This window comes from Shewanella sp. TC10 (genome assembly GCF_009663145.1).
Taxonomy (GTDB): Bacteria; Pseudomonadota; Gammaproteobacteria; order Enterobacterales; family Shewanellaceae; genus Shewanella.
The window spans coordinates 1-22,454 of sequence record NZ_VKHR01000075.1; the positions used below are offsets into that span (position 1 = coordinate 1).

Annotated in this window: 19 protein-coding genes and 1 rRNA gene; 5 read left to right on the top strand and 15 right to left on the bottom strand. The window is 39.9% G+C overall.

What is annotated here, in order from left to right; all coding sequences use genetic code 11:
* Positions 1–231 (bottom strand): 16S ribosomal RNA (locus tag FNZ24_RS19370); the annotation flags it as partial.
* A 412-nt stretch (positions 232–643) separates the two neighbouring features.
* Positions 644–1,195: a D-glycero-beta-D-manno-heptose 1,7-bisphosphate 7-phosphatase gene (gene gmhB, locus FNZ24_RS19375; RefSeq protein WP_153916447.1), complete on the bottom strand. Its 552-nt coding sequence runs from the start codon at positions 1,193–1,195 to the stop codon at positions 644–646.
* Between the two features lie 158 nt (positions 1,196–1,353).
* On the opposite strand from gmhB, the gene FNZ24_RS19380 reads away from it, so the two are divergent.
* Both FNZ24_RS19380 and FNZ24_RS19385 read left to right on the top strand, forming a co-directional pair.
* Positions 1,354–2,025: a GntR family transcriptional regulator gene (locus tag FNZ24_RS19380; RefSeq protein ID WP_153916448.1), complete on the top strand. Its 672-nt coding sequence runs from the start codon at positions 1,354–1,356 to the stop codon at positions 2,023–2,025.
* A gap of 63 nt (positions 2,026–2,088) precedes the next feature.
* Positions 2,089–3,159 (top strand): ketoacyl-ACP synthase III, encoded by a 1,071-nt coding sequence (locus tag FNZ24_RS19385; protein WP_153916449.1) that lies wholly within the window; start codon positions 2,089–2,091, stop codon positions 3,157–3,159.
* Between the two features lie 86 nt (positions 3,160–3,245).
* On the opposite strand, the gene FNZ24_RS19390 is transcribed toward FNZ24_RS19385, so the two are convergent.
* The 12 genes from FNZ24_RS19390 to FNZ24_RS19445 form a co-directional block, all read right to left on the bottom strand.
* Positions 3,246–3,935: an exonuclease domain-containing protein gene (locus FNZ24_RS19390; protein ID WP_228768549.1), complete on the bottom strand. Its 690-nt coding sequence runs from the start codon at positions 3,933–3,935 to the stop codon at positions 3,246–3,248.
* Positions 3,936–3,938: 3 nt separating this feature from the next.
* Positions 3,939–5,813 carry a DUF294 nucleotidyltransferase-like domain-containing protein gene (locus tag FNZ24_RS19395; protein ID WP_153916450.1) on the bottom strand — a complete coding sequence of 625 codons (1,875 nt, stop codon included), beginning with the start codon at positions 5,811–5,813 and terminating at the stop codon, positions 3,939–3,941.
* A 245-nt stretch (positions 5,814–6,058) separates the two neighbouring features.
* Positions 6,059–7,777: a sodium:solute symporter family protein gene (locus FNZ24_RS19400; RefSeq protein ID WP_153916451.1), complete on the bottom strand. Its 1,719-nt coding sequence runs from the start codon at positions 7,775–7,777 to the stop codon at positions 6,059–6,061.
* Between the two features lie 10 nt (positions 7,778–7,787).
* Positions 7,788–8,054: a DUF4212 domain-containing protein gene (locus FNZ24_RS19405; protein ID WP_153916452.1), complete on the bottom strand. Its 267-nt coding sequence runs from the start codon at positions 8,052–8,054 to the stop codon at positions 7,788–7,790.
* A gap of 532 nt (positions 8,055–8,586) precedes the next feature.
* Positions 8,587–8,829 (bottom strand): hypothetical protein, encoded by a 243-nt coding sequence (locus FNZ24_RS19410; RefSeq protein WP_228768550.1) that lies wholly within the window; start codon positions 8,827–8,829, stop codon positions 8,587–8,589.
* 14 nt (positions 8,830–8,843) lie between these two features.
* A complete protein-coding gene (locus tag FNZ24_RS19415) occupies positions 8,844–9,653 on the bottom strand; it encodes a DNA-binding protein (protein ID WP_153916463.1) in 810 nt (269 codons plus the stop codon).
* The gene (locus FNZ24_RS19420; protein ID WP_153916464.1) at positions 9,653–10,198 is read right to left on the bottom strand and encodes a core component of ECF transporter; all 546 of its coding nucleotides are present in this window, start codon (positions 10,196–10,198) and stop codon (positions 9,653–9,655) included. The genes FNZ24_RS19415 and FNZ24_RS19420 overlap by 1 nt, the downstream gene beginning before the upstream one ends.
* Positions 10,199–10,224: 26 nt before the next feature.
* The gene (locus tag FNZ24_RS19425) at positions 10,225–10,986 is read right to left on the bottom strand and encodes an energy-coupling factor transporter transmembrane component T (RefSeq protein WP_153916453.1); all 762 of its coding nucleotides are present in this window, start codon (positions 10,984–10,986) and stop codon (positions 10,225–10,227) included.
* Positions 10,983–12,479: an ATP-binding cassette domain-containing protein gene (locus tag FNZ24_RS19430; protein WP_153916454.1), complete on the bottom strand. Its 1,497-nt coding sequence runs from the start codon at positions 12,477–12,479 to the stop codon at positions 10,983–10,985. The genes FNZ24_RS19425 and FNZ24_RS19430 overlap by 4 nt, the downstream gene beginning before the upstream one ends.
* Positions 12,480–12,482: 3 nt before the next feature.
* Positions 12,483–14,540: a TonB-dependent receptor plug domain-containing protein gene (locus FNZ24_RS19435; protein ID WP_153916455.1), complete on the bottom strand. Its 2,058-nt coding sequence runs from the start codon at positions 14,538–14,540 to the stop codon at positions 12,483–12,485.
* A gap of 198 nt (positions 14,541–14,738) precedes the next feature.
* Positions 14,739–15,158, bottom strand: coding sequence for a hypothetical protein (locus tag FNZ24_RS19440; RefSeq protein WP_153916456.1), 420 nt, complete (start codon positions 15,156–15,158; stop codon positions 14,739–14,741).
* A 30-nt stretch (positions 15,159–15,188) separates the two neighbouring features.
* On the bottom strand, positions 15,189–16,364 hold the full coding sequence (locus FNZ24_RS19445) for an MFS transporter (protein WP_153916457.1): 1,176 nt from the start codon (positions 16,362–16,364) through the stop codon (positions 15,189–15,191).
* 102 nt (positions 16,365–16,466) lie between these two features.
* Between FNZ24_RS19445 and FNZ24_RS19450 the strand changes: the two genes are divergently transcribed.
* Positions 16,467–17,381, top strand: a complete 915-nt coding sequence (locus FNZ24_RS19450; RefSeq protein WP_153916458.1) for a LysR family transcriptional regulator — start codon at positions 16,467–16,469, stop codon at positions 17,379–17,381.
* Between the two features lie 22 nt (positions 17,382–17,403).
* On the opposite strand, the gene FNZ24_RS19455 is transcribed toward FNZ24_RS19450, so the two are convergent.
* Positions 17,404–18,921, bottom strand: a complete 1,518-nt coding sequence (locus FNZ24_RS19455; RefSeq protein ID WP_153916459.1) for a helix-turn-helix domain-containing protein — start codon at positions 18,919–18,921, stop codon at positions 17,404–17,406.
* A gap of 211 nt (positions 18,922–19,132) precedes the next feature.
* On the opposite strand from FNZ24_RS19455, the gene FNZ24_RS19460 reads away from it, so the two are divergent.
* The gene (locus FNZ24_RS19460) at positions 19,133–20,038 is read left to right on the top strand and encodes a helix-turn-helix transcriptional regulator (RefSeq protein ID WP_153916460.1); all 906 of its coding nucleotides are present in this window, start codon (positions 19,133–19,135) and stop codon (positions 20,036–20,038) included.
* 127 nt (positions 20,039–20,165) lie between these two features.
* Positions 20,166–22,358, top strand: a complete 2,193-nt coding sequence (locus tag FNZ24_RS19465) for a diguanylate cyclase (RefSeq protein WP_228768551.1) — start codon at positions 20,166–20,168, stop codon at positions 22,356–22,358.
* The last annotated feature ends 96 nt before the right edge of the window (positions 22,359–22,454 follow it).

Consider the following 22,454-nt stretch of genomic DNA (forward strand, 5'->3'; position numbering starts at 1 on the left):
ATCYAATCGCGAAAGGCCCGAAGGTCCCCTCCTTTCCCCCGTAGGGCGTATGCGGTATTAGCAGTCGTTTCCAACTGTTATCCCCCTCGACTGGGCAGATCCCTAGGCATTACTCACCCGTCCGCCGCTCGTCAGCAAAGAAAGCAAGCTTTCTTTCTGTTACCGCTCGACTTGCATGTGTTAGGCCTGCCGCCAGCGTTCAATCTGAGCCATGATCAAACTCTTCAATTAAAGTTTTGTTGAGACAAAAGTCTCGGCTCAATGAATTCTGATTACATTATGCAGACTCGGAAGAATCTACATCCTGTTTGTTACATATTGCTATGAACACTCATCGTTACATTGATAATAATTTTGATTGCTTCCAAAGAAGCAATTTCGATTAACTCAACACCTGTGAGTGTCCACACAGATTACTTGATAAATTGTTAAAGAGCGGACTCGGTAACTAGCGTTAGACGCCTTGTTCCGTGTCAGTGGTTGCGCATTATAGGGAAATCATTTTATCCCGCAAGTGCTTTTATTAAATAATTTATAAAAAACAGTTCAAAAGCACACTTTTTAAACGTTTCGAGCTAAAAACCATCAAAAAAGCGCTTTCCATCAGGTTTTAGCACTATTTTAAGGTGACACATTACCTTGTTTACTGTTGTTTTAAGAAAGCTGGTACGTCAGCAATACTATCAACAACCTCAGTAGCAAGCTCAATACCCGCTTCATCTACTACTTTACCGCTTCTAACTAATAGTGCTGTATTGATACCTGCAGCTTTTGCAGCCCGAATATCATCAGCTTTATCGCCAACCATAATAGAATTGGCCATATCTATTTTTAGAAATTTAGCAGCATCAAGTAACATTCCAGGTTTTGGTTTACGACAATCACAATCTTGCTTGTATTCCCCTAACCCTTTCACTGGATGATGTGGGCAATAATATATGCCATCTAACTCGACACCTTTATCAGCAAAGTTCCAATCCATCCACTCAGTTAAATGATGAAAGTCATCTTCTGAGTACATTCCACGTGCAATACCTGACTGGTTAGTTACAACCACAATTTTGTAGCCCATTTCTTTAAAAGCTAAACAAGCTTCAAAAACCCCTTCTATATATTCAAAGTCGTCCACAAGGTGTACATAACCTTTGTCTATATTAATGACTCCGTCACGATCTAAAAAAACGGCTTTATTCACGGTATTACTCCTAAATTCTCTATTAAGGTGATTATCCCACTACTGAGAAAATTATGCACTTGTATTATAAAAGGAACATTTTTTGCTGTTGTACTTTATAATGCGTTCAGTAAAGGTTACCCTTCCGTAGATATTTTGTGGCATTTTATTAAGAAGTAATGAGTCAAATAAAACCAATAATTCATAAAACTCGTACTCAAGCCGTTGTTGAAGTGCTTAGAGAACGCATTTTGTCTGGTTATATAAAAGCAGGCGAACCTCTTAGACAATCAGCTATTGCTGAGCAGCTCAATGTAAGTCGTATTCCGGTACGTGAAGCATTAGTTCAGCTTGAAGCTGAAGGCTTAGTAAAGTTTGAAGCTCATAAAGGTGCAACTGCGACTGAACTTTCTGTCGAGCAAGTCACAGAATTATTTGAATTAAGGGCTATGATCGAAACCGACCTTCTTGCAAAAGCAATTCCTAATTTGCGAGAGGAAGATTTCAAAAAAGCTGATTCAGTGTTAGCGCAATTAGAATCAGCTTTGAAATTGGAAGACTCTGTAGCGATTTGGAGTGAACTCAATACTCAGTTTCATACCTGTTTATATGAAGCCGCAAACAAGCCACATACACTTGAAGTTGTACATGGACTCAATAATAACTGCGATCGTTATATCCGCTTACAGCTATTATTAACAGGTGGGATCCCTACTGCGGAGCGTGAGCATCGTGAATTATTCGAGTTATGTAAAAACAAAGATATCGAAAAAGCGACCCACCTTTTGCGAGAGCATATTTTACATGCAGCAAAAGCCATAAAAAAATTAGTGATTCAGCAAATCGATTAATTTGAAACTAATTAACGTGTCGTTTTAGCAAACAATTTTAAATTTTATTTGAGAGATAAACACATGCAGTATGCTCATATCACCGGGTGGGGAAAATGTGTCCCACCAGCAAAATTGACCAACGATGACTTAGCCACCTTTATGGAAACGTCTGACGAGTGGATTAAAACTCGTACAGGCATTAGTGAAAGACACATTAGTCATGTGAACACGTCAGAACTTGCTACAGTCGCTGCGCAAAATGCTTTATTAGCTGCTGGCATTGACGGTAGTGAATTAGACCTAATTATTCTTGCAACGGCTAGCCCAGACACGCTTATTCCAAATATCGCATCTACAGTTCAAGCTAATGTTGGCGCAACTTGTGGTGCTTTTGATATCAATGCTGCCTGTAGTGGTTTCTTATATGCCCTAGGTATGGGTAGTTCATTAATAAAAAGCGGCCAAAATAAAAAAGTATTAGTGATTGGCGCTGAAAGATTATCATTTTATCTAGACTGGTCACGTCGCGAAACTGCTGTATTGTTTGGTGATGGTGCTGGCGCAGTAGTTATTGAGGCAAGTAATGAGCCTGGTGGTGTACTGGGTTACGAGCTAAATAATGACCCTGCTGCTCGTGATATTTTATCATCTGGATTTGGTACACAAATGGATCGTTTCGATTCATCTTCTCTAGATTTCTTCATTAACTTAAATGGTCAAGAAGTCTTTAAACGTGCGATTCATGGAATGGGCGGCTTAAGTACTAAAGTCCTTGAAAACTGCAACATGACTAAAGAAGATGTAGATCTTGTCATTCCTCATCAGGCAAATGAGCGTATTATTGATACCCTAATTAGCCGTATGAAAATTCCAAAAGAAAAAGCATTCGTCAACATTGCAAATTACGGTAATACTTCAGCAGCGACTATCCCTATCGCAATTTGTGATGCCTTAGAGCAAGGTAGAATGACTGCTGGCCAGACAATATTATCATGTGCATTTGGTGCAGGTCTTACTTCGGCTGCATTACTGCTGAAATGGGGAGAGCGCACGACGCCTATTAATGCCCCAACAGCTGAACTGCCACCATGTGAAGTTTCGGCGCTTGAACTGATAAAGCCTGGAGTCGATTTTTTTACTAATCGTGACTAATAAGTTAGCTTGTTAGACTCATTAAAAAACCAGCATAGTGCTGGTTTTTTTGTTTTAGCATTCCATATTCAACTCGATAAACATATTTAAATTGAGATAAATTCTGATGCCGACAATTGGTTAATGTCACCGATAGCATTTACTTGCGCGACAAAAAGTTCTGCACACGCTAAAGCATCCGTTAATGCATCATGTCCTGAATAAGTTGGCAGCCCATATCGCTGGCGGCAGGCATCTAAACGTAAACTCCCCTCTTTTAATACATCATGCTGTCGAAGCAGTCGTTGTTTCTCTAACGCTAAAGTATCAATAAAAGGCAATTTAATTGTTCGATTATAGGTTTTAGCTAAATGAGATTGTAAAAAGCCCACGTCCATTGGTGCGTGATGTGCAAGCAGGATATGTCCCTTGGTTTGCTCAATAAACCATTCCATTGCTTTCTCTAACGTCAGTGCACTCGATAGATGGTTATCGACAATGCCATGAACCACAGCGCTTTGACCAACACTACCATCAATATTGATCATAATCTGCTGTGCTTTAGCCAATGGAATTGATAATGGAATATTGCCTGGCTCAATGGGAACAATACCGATACTGATAATTTGATCTTGTTGTGGATCAAGCCCTGTCATCTCCAAGTCAATAGCCATTAATGGAGTCTGAGTAATCAAGTTTTCAATTGCTGATAAACATGCATGATGATATTCAGATAGCACATCTTTGTGACCAAACATTTCATAATATAAACGTGCTTTAAGCCATAACTCATTCACAAATTAATAGCTCCGCATAAACTTCATTCGAAGCCCTGATTGGGCATCATGTACCACTTTAAATGCATCCCGCAATTGATGTCTCATTAACGAAGACATTTGCTGAGGTTTTAAGTAATTGGTCACTTCTTGTTGACTGGTATACTGCTCACCTTGATTAGCAAGGCGCATATGGGCAATAAACTCATGAGCATCTGCCAGATTTAAAGCATCTTTACGATTTATAATATTTGCATCCATTAACGCTCGTATACGTTTTGGCGTATTCACTTCAGTTATACCAGCGCTGAGTGCATACACCCGAGCAATATCATTAATTAACGCTACACCTTTATGCTTTAAGTCCATGCCTTTTACTTCACTGCCGTCTCGCTCAAGGACAAACTTTCTGAAAAATCCCAGTGGCGGCGATTCCACTAAAGAGTTTCCCGCCATACCTGCAAGAAAAATATCGTTATCTTTCGTACGCTCAAGTACATGATCTTGTAGTTGCTCAAATAAACTCTGTGGACCATAAACTGCGCGCATATCAAAAAAGATACTGGCATGCATTAATGCTTTGGGTTCAGGGGCTGTTAACCATTGCTCGAAATGGCGCTGCCATTTATCAAGTGATAAGCGCCATTTAGGGTTTTGCGCCATAATGTCGCCAGGGCAATAAATATACCCACACTTGTCTAAGCCTTCACACACAGCATGAGATAAGGCGTTGAAATAACCTTTGGCATGTTCATCTGGTTCATGAGCAAGCAATAAACCATTGTCTTGATCGCTGCACGCAGCTTGATCTTGTCGACCTTGGGAACCAAACGCTAACCAGCAAAATGCCATTGGCGCCGCACCTAGAATTTGCTGGTTAAGAATGATTAATCTCCGAGTTAATGCATCAGTGACTGAGGTTAACACGCGGCCTACTTCTTCAGCCCTCGCATCGGCGCTAATAAGATTTTGCAGTAACACTGGAATTTGCTTACTGACATTAATCAAACTTTCAATATCTTGCTGCCTTTCTATTTCACCAATAAGTAATAACGGCTGAGAGCTTTGGCTACGCAAAATATCAGTGCTGGTAAGAATACCTACTGCTGCAGGTTCAGGGTTATCATCGACTGTGCTCTCGGCCATAATGGGTAAATGATGTATTCCATGTTCGCTCATCAATAACATGGCTTCAAACACCAAAGCATTGGCACTCAAGGTTTTAGGGGTTGCTGTCATAGCTTGATGGACAGCTAAATGACCATCAAAGCCTTCAGCTAATACCCTATTACGTAAGTCTCTATCGGTTAAAATGCCTATTAATTTTTTATTATCAATGACTAATACCGATGACACTCGCGCGGTTCGCATTTTCTTAGCGGCTTCACTTACCGTTTCATGGCAATCAATCGTTAATGGATCCACAGACATCAAGCTATTGACTCGACTCGTTGTAGTTAAATCTTTAGCTTTAAACTTTGCCTGATGGCGCATTCTTTTTGCAAAAGCACGATTGAAAAATCGATCGAAAACTCGACTTTCATTTCTAAGATAATTGAACGTTTCTGGATCAAGATGGTAAACAAGGCTGTCTTCTAAAATCTGTACCTGATTACTGACTTTTTCCCCAGATAGCAGTGAAGGAAAACCAAAGTAATCCCCTTCACCTAACCTATCGAGTAATTCCCCTTGATCGTCTTTCACTTCAAAGGCACCGCTTCTTACAATATAGAGCTGTGGATGGTTTTCATCTAAAGGAACAACTTTACTGGATTTACTGTAATAACCTATGGTGAGCTGCTGACAACAACGAACTAAGCTAGCTTCTGATAAAGAGTCAAAAGGCACTAAGGTTTGAATAAACTGCAATATAGGTTGGAGTTCGCTCGCATCTTTCATATTGGCCTCTTCATAACGCTATTAACGTCAGTGCTGTAAATAAACTTTACAATATCAACTATACGTAAATCTTAAATAAGGCTCTATTCGACTTAAGGTTAGGTCTTTTTCTAAGTGAATTTATAATGATATCTGCATAGTGCTCAACTCGTTACTTAAACTAGAGCAATAAAAAAGAGCGCCTAAGCGCTCTTTTAGTAACAGCAATGGCAAATCCGTTATTGCTGTTCGATTAAGATATGATTCTAGTGATCGTGAGCTTCGCCAGATCCTTTAGGGAAACGAATCGACTCAACCATTGCCACCACATCATCAGGTATTTTCTTAGTCACTTTAGTTACAGCAAATGCAACACCAAAGTTAATGAACATACCAACCAGACCAAAGCCTTCAGGTGAAATACCTAAGAACCAGTTATCACTGATGTTGGCACTTGGATTAACAAACTTGAAGTAGATGATATAAGCAGCGGTACAAAATAGACCTGATAGCATACCGGCAATCGCGCCTTCTTTATTCACTGTTTTAGAGAAGATACCCATAATAATTGCTGGGAACAGTGATGATGCAGCCAACCCGAAGGCAATAGCAACCACCGCAGCCACAAATCCAGGAGGATTAATCCCGAAGTAACCAGCCATTACAACACCTAAACCTGCTGCAATACGGGCGTACTTGAGTTCCTCTTTATCGGATATATCAGGCATTAGGTTTTTCTTCAATAAATCATGGGATACCGAGGTTGAAATAACCAACAATAAACCTGCTGAAGTCGATAGTGCAGCAGCTAGGCCACCTGCAGCTACCAGTGCAATAACCCATGCTGGCAATGAAGCAATCTCAGGAGTCGCGAGCACCATGATATCGCGGTCAATCTTCATTTCATTGGCATCGCCATTGGTATAATAGATGTTGCCATCATTATTCTTATCATCCCAGGTAATAAGACCTGTTTTTTCCCAGTTCTTAATCCACTCTGGTGCTGATTCATAAGAAACACCGGTTGAATCTGGACCATTAATGGTTTCAATCATATTTACACGAGAGAACGCTGCTAATGCTGGAACTGTTGTGTACATGATTGCAATAAATACCAATGCCCAACCCGCAGATACACGCGCATCTTTTACTTTTGGTACAGTAAAGAAGCGAACAATAACGTGTGGTAAACCTGCCGTACCGAACATTAATGCACCCGTGATAAAGAACACATCAATCATGCTCTTTGAGCCTTCGGTATATTGGGCAAACCCTAGTTCAGCCGACAATCCATCGAGCTTATCAAGTAAGTACCCCCCCGTGCCATTACCCGCAGCATCAACCATTTCAGCACCAAAGCCGATTTGAGGTAAAATATGACCTGTCATCATCACTGAGATGAAAATTGCTGGCACCATGAAGGCGAAAATCAGCACACAATATTGAGCAACCTGAGTGTAAGTAATTCCTTTCATGCCGCCTAATACCGCATAGAAGAACACCACAGCCATACCAATATAAACACCGGTTTCCACGTCGACTTCTAAGAAGCGAGAGAACACCACACCTACGCCACGCATTTGACCTGCAATATAAGTAAAACAGATAAAGATGGCACACATGACTGCTACTGTACGTGCAGCTTGTGAGTAGTAACGGTCCCCGATAAAGTCTGGCACTGTAAACTTACCAAACTTACGAAGATAAGGAGCCATACATAGCGCTAGCAGAACATAGCCACCCGTCCAACCCATTAAGTAAACTGAGCCGTCATAACCTGTAAATGAGACAATACCTGCAAGTGAGATAAATGATGCCGCTGACATCCAATCTGCTGCAGTTGCCATACCGTTCATTACTGGTGGAACCCCACCACCAGCAACATAGAATTCTTTAGTTGAACCAGCACGAGACCAAATGGCAATACCGATATAGAGGGCAAAAGTGACCCCAACAATGAGATAAGTTAACGTTTGAACATCCATGATTTATTCCTTAGTCTTCGTGTACATCATATTTTTTGTCTAAAGCATTCGCTTTCGCTACATACACAAAAATTAGTGCAACAAACACATACATGGCACCTTGTTGTGCAAACCAAAAACCTAATTTAAACCCCATAAAAGTAATTTCGTTTAGTACGTCCACTAATAAAATGCCGCACCCAAAAGATACAAACGCCCAAACTGCGAGTAGTTTTAAAACTAGTCGTAAGTTTTCGCTCCAATATCCATTTGCCTTGTCTTCATTTTCAAAAGCCATTGTGACTCCCCTGTGCTAATTATTTTTAAAGTCGTTTGTTAATCTAGCAACTCAAAATGTGACGACAATCACGACCTTAGTCTAAAGCTAAGAACCCATCTCGATATATCAACACCAATAACTATTTACATTCAGACACTTAAGTTGATTACACAGACCTAACACTTGTACTGGTAACTCCCCTTTTTTAGACCAAGGTCGAATTATAAAAAGCTTAAAATGATCAGAAATACTTCAGAAATAGGTAACAATGGATTAAGGAATGAATGAGGAATAGAGAGCAATGAATGAAATTAACGAGGAAGAAAATAGCAGTTTTGTTGCAGGTTTTAAGATTTAAAGATTATCAAACAGCTAAAGTTAAATGGGTAAATACAGCTAATATCCTTATCATTGACGAATAACGCTGGTAATAATAAGAGCCACTGAAAACAGCTCTTATTATTGACTCAATTGTTTATCGAACAGAATTTATATACCAGATGGAAGTTCACTTGCACAGACTCAGTTGCACTAACTCAATTGAACTAACTCAGTTACAGTTTGAGATACCACGACATTCAAACCCTTCAATAAGCCAGCGCCTCTTCATACAATTGAAGCAACTTCTTAGCTCATCATCAATCATTTCGTCTTCATCATCTTCCATAAAAGACATACAATGAGAAGCGGCTAGCTGCGCTTTTTCTGAGTCTTCATTAGTGAAACGAAATATCCAACGCCCTTCACTTAAGTAAAACCAATTCAACATTTTAGAAGGTTTTGCGTCTGCCATAATTCACCCACTTCTTAGTATTTTTTTAATTGTTGCTTTAATGCATTACGCCATTGAGGCTCGCCTGTCACTTCATCTCGATGCTGGTATACCAGTAAAGCAAACTGATGATTTTGCATTACAGCTTTTATTTTTCCGCTAACATGAACCACTTCATGATCTTTTAATAAAAAACCATTTAGCTCTATGACTGCATCTAGCCCAGTTAACTTTTTAATCTGTTGTACGGTGATGGTTAATTCAGGTGTTGATTCGGTTAATCCTATGTCGAGTTGACCTTTAACCCGCCCATCTCTACCAGAAAGACGTAAACCAATTCCTGCAATCGCGCCAATAACCCCTTGTCCAGTGCCGCCGTGCTCAGATAAATCAATACCCATATCTGCTGCAAGTTCATAAGCATCCGGCTTAGTTTTAACTTGCTGTTTAGTTTCAAAGCCAAACGTCATTAAGCGCTGAATATTGTTTGTCGATAGAAGACTTTTCTCCACAATCGCTAAACCTGGATCTGCGGCTAAAGCACATTCAGTTTTTAAGTGCATGACACAAATATCCTTTATCACAGCTAAAGCGAGAGATGTGTTCACTTCAAAACACATAGCACTGTTATGGGAAGTATAAGGAATATCTGGATGTACAAATAACTGATGTCGAGTGACCCATGCTGAAGGCTGATTATTTTTCACTTCAGCTTTACCTTGGTTATCACTTTGGGCATCAATCGCTTTTGACATCAGTAGATGCATTATCTCTTCAGCGATTTCACCCGTTCCCTTGGTGCCAATATCATCGGTATCATCAATACAAATTAACCAGCTTTTCATCATTTCTGCGACATCCTATTTTTTGTTAATAAATCATGAGCATCCAACCGATGGATAATAATTGGCACTAGTAAAGCGCCAGCAATTGCGAACAACCCACCTTTAAAGCTACTTATCCCAAACTGAATGAATGCAACTTGCGGATCCATTCCTACCATTAAATTTTGAATCCATGATTTACTTGCCCATGCAAGGCTGCCGATAACGGCAAGTAAAATGCAGCGCCAACGTAACGTGAAAAGGTTTGCCATAAATATCAATGCCAGATCCATCGCAAATGCAGGTAAGGTAAATTTAAGCAAAATAAACGGCCCACCTTTACCCACGCCTAAAATCATCGCCAACATTCCAGCCAGAAGACCACACAAGGTCATACTGCCAACCTTATTTGTGGCGCCATAACACACTAAATAAAATAAACTCATTAAAAACATCGAATGTCCGGTTAACCCCAACTTCATCCTCATCATGCTTTTAATCGCCACCAATAAAGTGGCGCAAAAGCCGATGAATAATGCATTATGTAACGTGAAGCCTTGCCTCATTGATGAATCCTCTTTAATTTGAATAACTAATTTAATGGCCAATGTGTGTGTTTACGATTTTTATCGAAATGTCTTTGCTGGGCTGATTTAGCGATATGTTTAGATAAACTGAGCAATTGGATTAATAATGGAAATAACACGCAGCGAACCAATTCAGTCCAGTTCAAAGGATTGATTAAATCTTTTGCCGTAATTCGCGCGCCACGTAGGCATTGGATATGATAAATATCTCTCACTTCCTGGGTAATATATGGCAACAGCTTGATAGATGTGGTTACAACAAAAGCCCACTTACTCGGTAAAATAAGACATAAAACACGGCTCATATGATGCGCAGTCTGTGTACTCGCAAGCCACCAGCTAGGTAGCATGACTAATATTATTCTTAGCACCACAACCAAGGCTTCAATTAATCTCTCGCTGCCATAAAACAAATAATAAAGTCCCAGCGTGATCGCTGATTGAATAGCAAATAATTTGAACAGAGGCTTTAATCGCGCATTACAACACCAAGCATGAAATACCAATACTAAATTAATGGCGACTAGGTAACTAAGTTGCTGAGCAGTCACTAAAAACGCACTACTGGATAATGCGATACTAAATAAAATAGCCAATGCGCATAGCCACAATGTTTTTTTAGACTTTTTTAACAATGCGCTATAGTCAACGCTCCCAGAGTGTATTGACGAAATGGTCAGCTTTTTATCGTCCAAAGAGCCTGTTTTGTCTTTAAGGCAAGGAGCTTCACTGTTATAACGACCTCTATGGCATATCCCCTTAGTCATAGATTTACCCTTTGAATATCATCTAGTTGTAGATTTTCATTTGGGCAAGCAAAGCTTGGATGATTACAAGTTTTCTCGTGCAACTGTTTATTATTTACCAGCCAACACTTATTAATCATCCCCTCTAGCACTGGCCGATGACTGGTAATGATAATGGCGCCGCCTTGGCGAGTAAACTCAGTTAAAGCATCAATAACATTTGCAAAGTACTGGCTATCTAATCCCGCGAAAGGATCGTCGAGTAGCAAGACTTTAGGTTTGACACACATTACTGATGCTAACGCCACTAAATGCTGCTGACCGTAAGAAAGCTTATGGGGGGAAAGCTCGGCTAAATGGGTGATTTCGAGCGACTTGAGGATCTCGCTTGCGCTAGATAATGGTAAGTCATAACGTTTTAAGCTGAACTCGAGTTCCTGACGCACAGTTAATTCGAACAATTGCCTCGATGGACGCTGCATCAAAAAACCAAGCTCTTTGCCAAAACGCCCTAATTTAGGCGTTTTACCAAGCATCAAAATATCGGCTTTATTGCTATCATCAATACCAACAAATTGATTTAATAAACTCGATTTTCCACAACCATTCTCCCCAAACAGGCCCACGACCTCGCCAGCATTTAGGTACAAAGTTTGGTTAACTTGTAGCAGAGGCTCAGCATCTTCAAATTGAATGGTCAGTGGAAAAACGGTTAGACATATCTTGTCAGTATTAGAGCCAGTATTAGTGTGAGTATTAGAGGCAGTATTAGGGTCAGTTTTATCTGTATAATTTGTTGCTGTTAAACAAACATCATCAAAGCAATCACCCCGTGAGCCGTGAGATAAATCAGAAGTAGTTCTAGCCGATGATAAAGGCAGACTTTCCTGTTTGTGTAATCTGCCACTTTCTAATAACCAACGAGTATTAATAACCCCAGCAAAGGCTTCTGAATGATGCTCAGTTATAACAACACTCACACCGATATCAAGTAAGCGTTTAAGCGCATGATTTAGCTCAATTACACCTGCATTATCAAGTTGCGCCCATGGTTCATCAATGAAGATTAAATTGGGACTAAGTACTAATTGCGCTGCTAGCATTAGCCGATATTTTTGCCCCAAAGAAAGGTGACTTACCGAGGTCTCTAAGGGTAAATCTAGCCCAACAGCTTTTAATGCTTCTTCAACAAGAGGCAGCATTTTAGCTGGTGAATAAGCTAAATTTTCTAAGCCAAAGGCTACTTCAGCACCAATAGACTCACGAATAAGTTGGACATTGGGATCTTGCATGACCAAGCCTAAACGCAAGTCTTGGCTATGAATTATCTGTCCCTGATACTCATAGTCATTTGGCATCGCCATCAGTTGTAACAGGGTAGATTTTCCTATCCCTGTTACGCCACATATGCAATGACACTCACCTGCTGACACAGTAAAGTTCAGCTGTTTGAATAAGTCATTTGAAGTTGAGCTTTGTTGAAAGCTTACCTCATTTAATGCCAATAACGTCATTAACTACAGCTGCCAATTAATACCAACAAAGATCTGTCTACCTGCTTGAGGTAGTGCTTCACTTTGGTAATAGTTAACATCAAACAGATTTGTCGCGCGGATATACGCCTCTAAATTGTCCACCATTAATGGTTGAACAATATTGATATCCACTAAGGTGTAATTATCGACTTCATTTCTTACTGATACTGTTTCACCAGATATTTTCTCACTAGTGTAGTAAATTTGGTCAGCAATATATTCGACGTTCAGGTTAACACTCATCCCAAAATCGAACTGATATAAACCTTGGAATCTAAACTGATGTTTAGGGCGGTACTCAAGTTCGTTCATGAGGTCATTATCAGAATCTTCTGAATCTAAATAACTATAAGAAACTGTTAAGTCTAAATCGTCAAAATATTCATTTCTAACTGAAAAATCTACGCCCTTAAACGCGTAGTTACTGATATTTTGGTAAACACCATCAGTATCTTTGGCAATGTAGTTTTCGGCATCCGTATAATAGCCAGTGATATCCATACTGGTGTTATAGGCAAAGCCTTGGTTTAAACCTAATTCAAAATGGGCAGACTCTTCAGGTTCTAGTTCACTATTGCCTGAAGACTGAGCGTATAAATTTCTTAATGAAGGAAACCTGACCTTACGGGCAATACCCGCATGTAGTTTACTGTCTTCAGCAACTCTCCAATAACTCGATAGTTGCGCTGAGTAATTGGTGTCATCAGATTCATCACGCTCTTGACTGTGTGCTGCCCCGCCTATGGTAAATCCATATTGGTCGTTGTGCTGATACTGATACTCAACCGCTAAAGTATTCAACCAACCATCTTTGTTAAAATCATCGCTTGAGCCTGAGCCATCACCTGAACCACCGCCTGTTCCACCACCAGAGCCTCCACCACTGCCTGAGCCATCGCCGAAGACAGATACACTGGTATCTTCAGCTTCATAATTAATAGATTCCCAGCTTTGTTTTTCACTGATAATAGAGCCCGTTAATAATCCAGCTTTATCAAAGTCAGCAATTAACTGCAGATTACCGCCCTGAACGGTTGAAGTTCCATCTTGTGTAGAGGTAATTTCACTGTAATCACTGCTGGCATATGCCGATTCAAATACTTGACTTTCATTGTGATAACCATAGCCGCGCAAAGCCAACGTATCAGAGAATTTATGTGCAAAACCTAACTGAACAATGGAGCTTTCAAAGTCATCAACTCGTTCATATTTAGATTTGCTGGTTCCTGTTCCGTCAGTACTTGGTTTTCCCCAGCTACCAGACTTATAGTTAAAGTTGGCAGTAAGCATGGTGTCATCGGAAACAAAGTAGCTGCCTTGGGCATAGAAATTATCTAAGGTTTTATCAGCATTTAAACGAGTATCACTGTCTTGTTCTTCGGTTTCTTCAAAGTCTGAAGATAATGGGTACCCATCTCTTTGTTGACGGTTGTAGCTCATAAACCCTTGCCACTTATCACCGCTTCCAGCGACATTAATATTGCCATTGAAAGTATCATCTTGGGCAAATTCTAGGTTGCCAGATACGCTCGGCGCACTATCGCCTTGCCTTGTAATGATGTTAATCACACCACCTGCGCCGCCTGGGCCATACAAGACTGATGATGGTCCCACTGACACTTCAACTGATTCAATCTGCGATGCTGGAATGACACTTGGATCAAACTGGCCATCTTCTGCATCATTTGCAGGAACACCATTAATTAGATAAATAACATGACGGGCTTTAAAACCACGAATGTCGACTCTCGGTGTACCTTGGCCACCAACACGAACATAAATCCCAGGAACATTAGCCAACAGCAAATCAAGACTTTGTGCACCAGATGCCTCAATTTCTTCTCTAGAAATCCCCCAATGTGTCATTGAAGACTGCGCAGCCGTTGGCCCCTCACCCTTTACGACAATAACTTCTTGAATATTGAGTAACGGATCTCTTTCATAGCTTTCAGCATTAGCATAAAAGCTGGATAAAATAGCAAAAGATAAAACCGAGAAATGCAGTGACTTATGCGCAGGCTTGCTTATGTTGGTGTTCATTGGGAAATCTCATCCTAATTAGATAGTCCTATTTGAGTTGCGCGCATTGTTACGATCACGCTGTTATAACTCAATAAAATCCAATTAGAACTACAACCGACACGACAAAATCCTTTAAATTGGCAAACTAAAAACAAAAAAAGGACAAAATGTCCTTTTCAATTGTTGGATAAATAAACTCGTTAACTGACAATCTATTTATACTTTACTAAACAACACTTTTACCTCATTACGGATTAAGTAAAGATGAATTGCGGCGCCAAATAAGAAAATACAACATAGCTGCACTAAAAAATCGATCGGTGCAGGCCTTATAAAATATTCTGTTAGCAGCGCCCCCGACAGTGTCCCAACCAGTAAAATTAATCCTACCAAAGTCATGACAATCCCTTTTTGACCATGCATGAGTAATACACTGGCAATAAAGACTATAGCAACAAGCAGCTCTAATACTCCTGTAAAATACATAAAAACGTTAGCATTGACCGGTAAGACCTCGGCAAATTGTTGAAATGATCTCACACTGACATCTGCAGCCATTAACTTAGGTAGTGCAAATTTAAGCATGAATATAGCGTTAGCTACACTTAGTAGCATGATGGTGATTTTTTTAAACATTTATGTACCTTGTTATAAGTAAAATAGAGATTAACTCACTGAACGATTTTTAAAGATATGAAAGCAAAGACCGGTAAGTGCTAAAGTTGCACCAAACATCACCAAGCCAACCCAGCCTGCACTTGCCATCACTTTGACCGCAATGGCTGAACCAAGAGCTGCACCGAGATAATAAAACAACATATAAACGGCGTTGATACGACTTTGAGCTTTAGGATCAATAGAGAAAATTCTTACCTGATTAGGAATTTGTGAACCAAAAACCCCAATATCCAACAGTAAAATACCGATAACCAAGCCAATAACACTGTCACCCCATATGCCCATCACGATAAATCCAGACAACACAAAAGTAAGACCAAGAGTGATAAGCTTTTTAGCCCCCCACTTTTCAATTAATTGACCTGACACTTTGGCGCCAACAATGCCAGCCATTCCGACAAAACCAAATAAGCCGGCTTGTTGCACACTTAAAGCAAATGGCTCATCAGTGACATGTATGGCTAATGTCGCCCACAAGCCATTAAAGGCTGCAAACCATAGCGCTCCAGTCACCGATGCCTCACGTAATAAGGGCTGAGTTTTAAAAAGAGTAAACATCGATAGGATAAGTTTTGGATAAGCTAACTTGGCCGCTGGCATAGGATTGGGTAATACCGCAAACAATAGAAAACCGATTGCCATCGAAATTAATGCAGCAACAAGGTAAACCGTTCGCCAGTCGAAGTATTCAGCTATGGTGCCACTCACGGTTCTTGACAATAGAATGCCAACAGTTAACCCCGTCATAATGGTCGCAATCACCTTGCCTTTATTTTTAGGTTCAACCAGTGAGGCTGCAAACGGAATAATTTGCTGGGTAATATTGGCACTAAGGCCGACAATAAACATCGCGAGCACCAGCATCCAAAATGAGTTTGCCCCATAAATGCCGAACAAACTCAGAGTCAAGCTAATAGATAGTAACCCTATAATGGTCTTTCTTCGCATCACATCTCCCAGTGGAGAGATGAACAATATCGCCGCGGCGTAACCTATTTGACTAGCAAATGGAATGATGCCCAAATCACTTGAGTCAATGCCTATCGATGAGCCCATTAGCGGCAGCAATGGTTGGTTGTAATATAAATTAGCAACGGTGGCGCAAACAGCGATCGTCATTACCCATATCACCCCGACACTCAGTGACTGTTGATCTGTTTTCATTTTCTTTCTCCACTTAACCTTGTTGCTAAATATCATAGCCAAGCCCAACTAATACCTGAAATGCTATATAATTATCTCAGTGATACTTTTTAGGTATTGATAATGGAATTAAAAAAACTCAGATACTTCGTTAGTGTAGCGACACTGCAAAATTTCACTGCCGCAGCAAAAGCATTAAATACTGTGCAGCCGGCAATTAGCCGCCAAATAGCTGATTTAGAAGCAGAGCTTGGTGCAAAATTGTTAATTAGAAATACTCGGGAAGTCACTATCACTCCCGCAGGTCAGTACTTACTTGCTCAGGCAGATAAAATGTTTGCACTGGAGCAGGAAATCCTTACAAGAGTGAAGCAGATAGATAAAGGTGAGATAGGTCAAATAAGAGTGGGGTATCTTGGCTCTGCTAGTTTTAGCTTTATTGGTGAGCTGGTTAAGCGATTCACCCAGCAATTCCCAAACGTGAAAATTCAATTGTTTGAGCTCACCTCACAGGAACAAATCACCGCGTTTGAAAACGATGATATTGACATTGGTTTCTCAAGAAAAATTCCTTCAAAGCAACAACGTGGCCTGATAAGCGAGCAGGTTTTTGAAGACAAATTAGTGGTAGTCGTTCCTGAGAACCATCATTTATCCCAGCAGCAAAGCGTCACTATTACTGAGCTAGTTAATGAAAACATCATTCTTTTAAGCCGTGTAAAAGCAATGGGATTGTTTAATAAAATCATTGATTTATTTCGGGCTGAGCAATTAGCCCCGCAAATAACTAGCCAACCACAAAACATGCAAACATTACTCACTGAGGTATCGGCAAACTTCGGCATAGGCATAGCACCTGCGTGTATCAGACGCTTATATACTTATGGTTGTTGCTTTATTCCATTAGCAAACGAAGGCACAACAGTTCCACTAGAAGTGCACTACCCAGAAAACACCACTAATGCAGTCGTAAAAGAGTTTGTGAATCTAACCATTAAACATAAAACGTTAATTAAACAGCTCAGCAGTTGCAGTTGAAGCACTAATAAGCGAAGTCAATCTAGCTTTCAGTGACCGCCCACTCTTTAACTTTACGGTCGATGGTTTTACGAGAAACACTTAGATGTTCAGCAGCGAGGGCTCGATTGCCTTCGTAGCGTTTGATGACTCTTAGAGTGTGAGCCTTTTCAATTTGTTTCATATCCCACTCAATGGGGAAAAAGTGTTGGCTAGAGGAGTTAATGCCATCAAAGGCAGGCTCCTTAGTTTGCTGGCAATCAGTGTGAGGTTTTTGTTGAAAGTATTGTTTCGGCGACATATCCATCAGCAAGCACTGATTAACAGCATTTTTTAATTGTTGAATATTGCCTGGCCAAGCATACTCAGTCAAACTTTGAAAATCAGTCATTTGCCACGATTGATATCGATTCAGTAATTCATCACGGCAGTTTTCATTGCTAGCGATTAACTGATTGGTAAAAAACTTGGCCAATAGCACAATGTCCTCTGAACGCTTATTAAGAGGAGGAAGATAAATATATAAACCCGCTAAGCGATAATATAACTCTGATGAAAACGCACCATTTTTGACAAGTTCTAATAATGAGTTACACGCTAAAGAAATCAGCCTGATTTTGTGATTATTAACCACTTTAGGAGAATCTAAAAGTTGCATCAAGGCTATTTGACCAGCGACTGAAATACGGTCTACATTACTAAGTACAATATGGCTAATCACAGATGAAGACTGCTCAAGAGGAGTGGCCAAATCTGTTGCAAGTTTATCTAAGTTGATTTGTAATTCGTCACTGCAATCTATTGTTAGGCACTGATGAGGACTTTTCGCTAAAAGTAGTAATTGTTCAACTGCGACTCTTTTTCCTGTTCCTGCTTGGCCTTCAATTAACAATGAGATGTTACTGTGGCTCGCATTAACTAAATTTACTCTGATTTTTTCTGCGGTTTCGCTATCGCCAACAATTTTTGAACAGCTTAATTTTGAAGCGCCAGATATTGAATCAGATATTGAATCAGATATTGAATCAGATATTGTGTCGGAGTTTGCTTGCACCCAAGCATGAGTCAAATGATGTCCTTTACTCAAACACCATCGAGAAATTGATGACTCAAGTTGTTCAACCTGTACTGGCTTGCTAATAAAATCACTTGCCCCCATTCTCATCATCGAAAGCACATCTTCAGCTTCAACCAAACGGCTTAACACCATAAAAGATGCTGGAGGAATATGCTCATCATTCCCTCTTAGGCACTCACTATCCTCAATACGATGAGTCAAGCAATGGTTTTTTTTTCCAAGTCTAGACGTATTGCTCTTACTGGCAAGTGCCTGCCAGAATGCGCAAACATGGTTAATATCAATAATGATGAGATTGAAACTAAACCTTCTATAGCTCACGACTGCCAGCTCAACGGTTCTAGCATGCTGAACAAGACCAAAGTATTGCGCTAACGTCGGTTGGATTTTTTGCCACACGGCTAAGTCAGGTTCAATCACCAATATAGCTGCATCCAATAAGGGTGAGACGTTGTTTTCAGCAGATAAACTTGCTTTGTTCATTATCGATTACCACGAGCATAGATCATTAATGACTATCTATTATCAAAGGTTGTGTTACTGAGTATCATCTCAAAGCTTGCCTTAAATACAAATAGAATAAATCCAACATTGCCCACAAATATTAACTTTAGCTGATAAGTTGATTTGCAAGTTAAACGGCAATATTTACACTAGCTTATGTCGAACCCATGCCTTGGCACCTAGGAATATTATGCCCATTGACTCAAACATCATTTATATGAGCACCAAACAAGTTGCTGAATATTTGGATTTAAACGAGAAAAAAGTCTACTCGATGGCAAATCACCGAATTTTACCTGCGACAAAAGTAACAGGTAAATGGTTGTTTCCAAAAGTACTCATAGATCGTTGGTTAATGGATTCATGCCACAGTGGCATGTTGTCAGACCGCATGCACATCACTGGCAGTGACGACCCGCTTCTATCGATGCTAGTTGCGCAGTTGATGTCAGAAGGTGATCATCAAGAAATCATCAGTTATAGCGCTACGGGCTCAAAATCAGGATTAGAATTACTGTCTAGAGGCTATGCAGACGTTTGCAGTATTCACTGGGAAAGCCAACAAGGTAATCGTGATAGTTTATTTTCATTACTTAAAAGTTATCCAAATCACCAACAATGGATCCTCGTCAGTGGTTATGAACGTCATCAAGGGTTAATGGTACGCCAAGAAATGGCTTCACTTTTTGACCATAGCACTGCGGTCCCTCAGCAACCCCTTAGATGGGTTTCACGGCAAAAGGGAGCCGGAAGCCAACGTCATTTAGAGCACTGGTTAACCGAACAAAACGTGAATATCAATGAGCTTTTATATACCGCTACCGCACAATCTGAGCGTGAACTTGCAGGTTATATCGCTAGAGGTAACGCCGATATTGGCTTTGGTTGTCAGGCGGTTGCTGTAGAAAGTGGCCTGCATTTTATTCCTAAACTTACTGAGTCATTTGACTTTGTTATGTCCCAAAGTATCTTTTTCAGACGTCAGCTGCAGGCATTAATCACCTTGCTAAATCAACCTCAAACCACGGAATTAGCTAACTTACTGTCGGGATATCAACTTAATAAAAGTGGCGAATTACTTTGGCGAGGACAGTAAATATCGGCTATTGAAATGATAAGTTTTCCTGATGATGTAAAACAAAGTCATTCTAATCACGTCAAAGACTTGTACTACCTGAATAAGGCAGGTAGTATTTTTTCATAATAATGACAAGGATGATTCATTGAATAAGCAATCCATAAATCCACAACACCTTATTTTTGCACTTGTTCTAGGTGCAATTGGTTTTATTATCAATTGTTATCCCATCCCTATTTTTGCCAATGTTCAATTGGTGATAGGTAATACTTTTACTATTATTTCCGCTGTCATTTTAGGTCCATGGTACGCCTTAATCACTGCTCTTTTAAGCGCTTCTGGTTTAATGCTGACTTGGGACAGCCCCCACGTCTACCTAATATTCGGCGTCGAAGCTTTATTTATTGGTTATTCTCGCAGGAAAGGCTTATATCCACTATATGGTAGCGCACTCTACTGGCTCACTATAGGTATGCCACTGACATACCTATATATGAAAACCTTTAGTGACTTACCAGACAGCCACATGCCTTTTGCTATTATAAAACAAGGAATTAACGGATTAATTTACGCAAGTTTAGCTTCATTACTCATTGTATTAGTTCCCAAACTATGGTCATTCAATGGTCAAAGCGCCGCTAGAGCTCGCCGCTCTTTTAATGATCAAGTTACCTATTTCATGACGCTGATGCTCACCTTGTGTCTGTTAATTTCGGCGCTGACATTCAATTATTTATTCTTAGACAAACAGCAAACCCTATTACAACGAAACTTAACCGACACAACAGTACATCTCAGCTCCGCTACTGAGCAGTATATTGATAATCATATAAAAGTTGTTGAATACGCAGCAAACTTTCTCAGCTTAGCTAATACTAGCCGTGATGAATGGCAACCTATGCTTAGTAAATTGCACAATAACTATCCAAGCTTTATCACTATGCTTATTGCAAATGATGAAGCAAAAGTGGTTGCAGGCAGTCCTGGGGTTATGATGTTAGATGAAAATAACACCATCAAGGATATGTCGATTAAAGATAGAGATTATTTCATTGAATCATTTCACAATCGTCAGGTATATGTCTCACCCGTTTTTCAAGGACGAGGGTTTGGTAATGATTCAATCATTGCCATAAGCGCACCGTTTTACAGTGGCAGCAACGAAAGCAAAGTAGCAGGTATCATTGAAGGTTCACTCGATTTACGCTTCTTTTCCAGTATTGATAACCAAAATAACTTTGGTGACAAAGAGCTACTTGTTCTAGTCGATAATAATAATCAAATTATTTATGCCACATCAGAGCTTGGATTAACTGAACACGAAGACTTTAAATACTCTAATGATAAAGGTCAGTACCACATCGCGTTAGATGTGATAAAAATTAATAATTTAGACGCGACTTCACCTGATCATGTTTATACCAAAAAGCAATTAAGTAATGGTTGGCAACTCTATGTCCTTCAGCCACTTTCGCCATTATTAAAAACAGCTGAAACCCAGATGATGGGCACATTTATACTGCTTATTATCTCAATTATTCTCACTTCTTTAATTTCTAGAAAAGTTTGTCAGTTACTCACAGCGCCATTAGAAATCGTCGCCAATCAATTTGGTGAAATGAGTAATGAGGAATTAAAAAGCCAAGTTGTAGATGAAAACTCATCGAAAGAAGTGTTTAATTTATATGAGCGTTTAACTTCAAGTAAACGAGCCTTGTTAAAGCATCAACTTGAACTTGAAGAAACCGTGGCGATTCGCACCGATGAATTAGAGCAAGCCAATAAAAAACTATTGGCACTTGTGGACGAAGACCCACTTACCGGTTTGAAAAATCGTCGTTATGCTGAAGATAAATTTGATGCTTTATTGGATTTTTGTCTACGTGGCGAACATGCCATCACTATCGTTATTCTTGACTTAGACTTTTTCAAAAAAGTAAATGATACCTACGGACATTTAGCGGGTGATGAATGTTTACGGGTCGTTTCTAAGCTGCTTCAGCATGAATTTAAGCGTGATACTGATATCGTGGCTCGATACGGCGGTGAAGAGTTTTTATTGATTTTACCGCTATCCAATGCGCTTAAAATTGAGCAACACTTAAACAAGTTCAAACAAAAGCTTTCCGAATTGGTTATCACCTCTCCTACTGACAACCAAGAGTTCTCCGTTACCACCAGTATTGGAGCGATAACTGCAAATGCGAATTTCTCAGCTGATATAGATGTGTGGATTAAAGTCGCTGATGACAACCTCTACACAGCTAAAGACCAAGGTAGAAACAAAGTTATTATCAATGTGGTTAATGAAGACTCAGAGGAACTTAAGGCTCGATAAATGCTTCCATTTTTTCAATCATAAATGGATAAAAAGGATTCCATTTTTGCCTTAACATCTCAGCAGCGGGGATYCCATTTGGGATCCCCGCTGCTG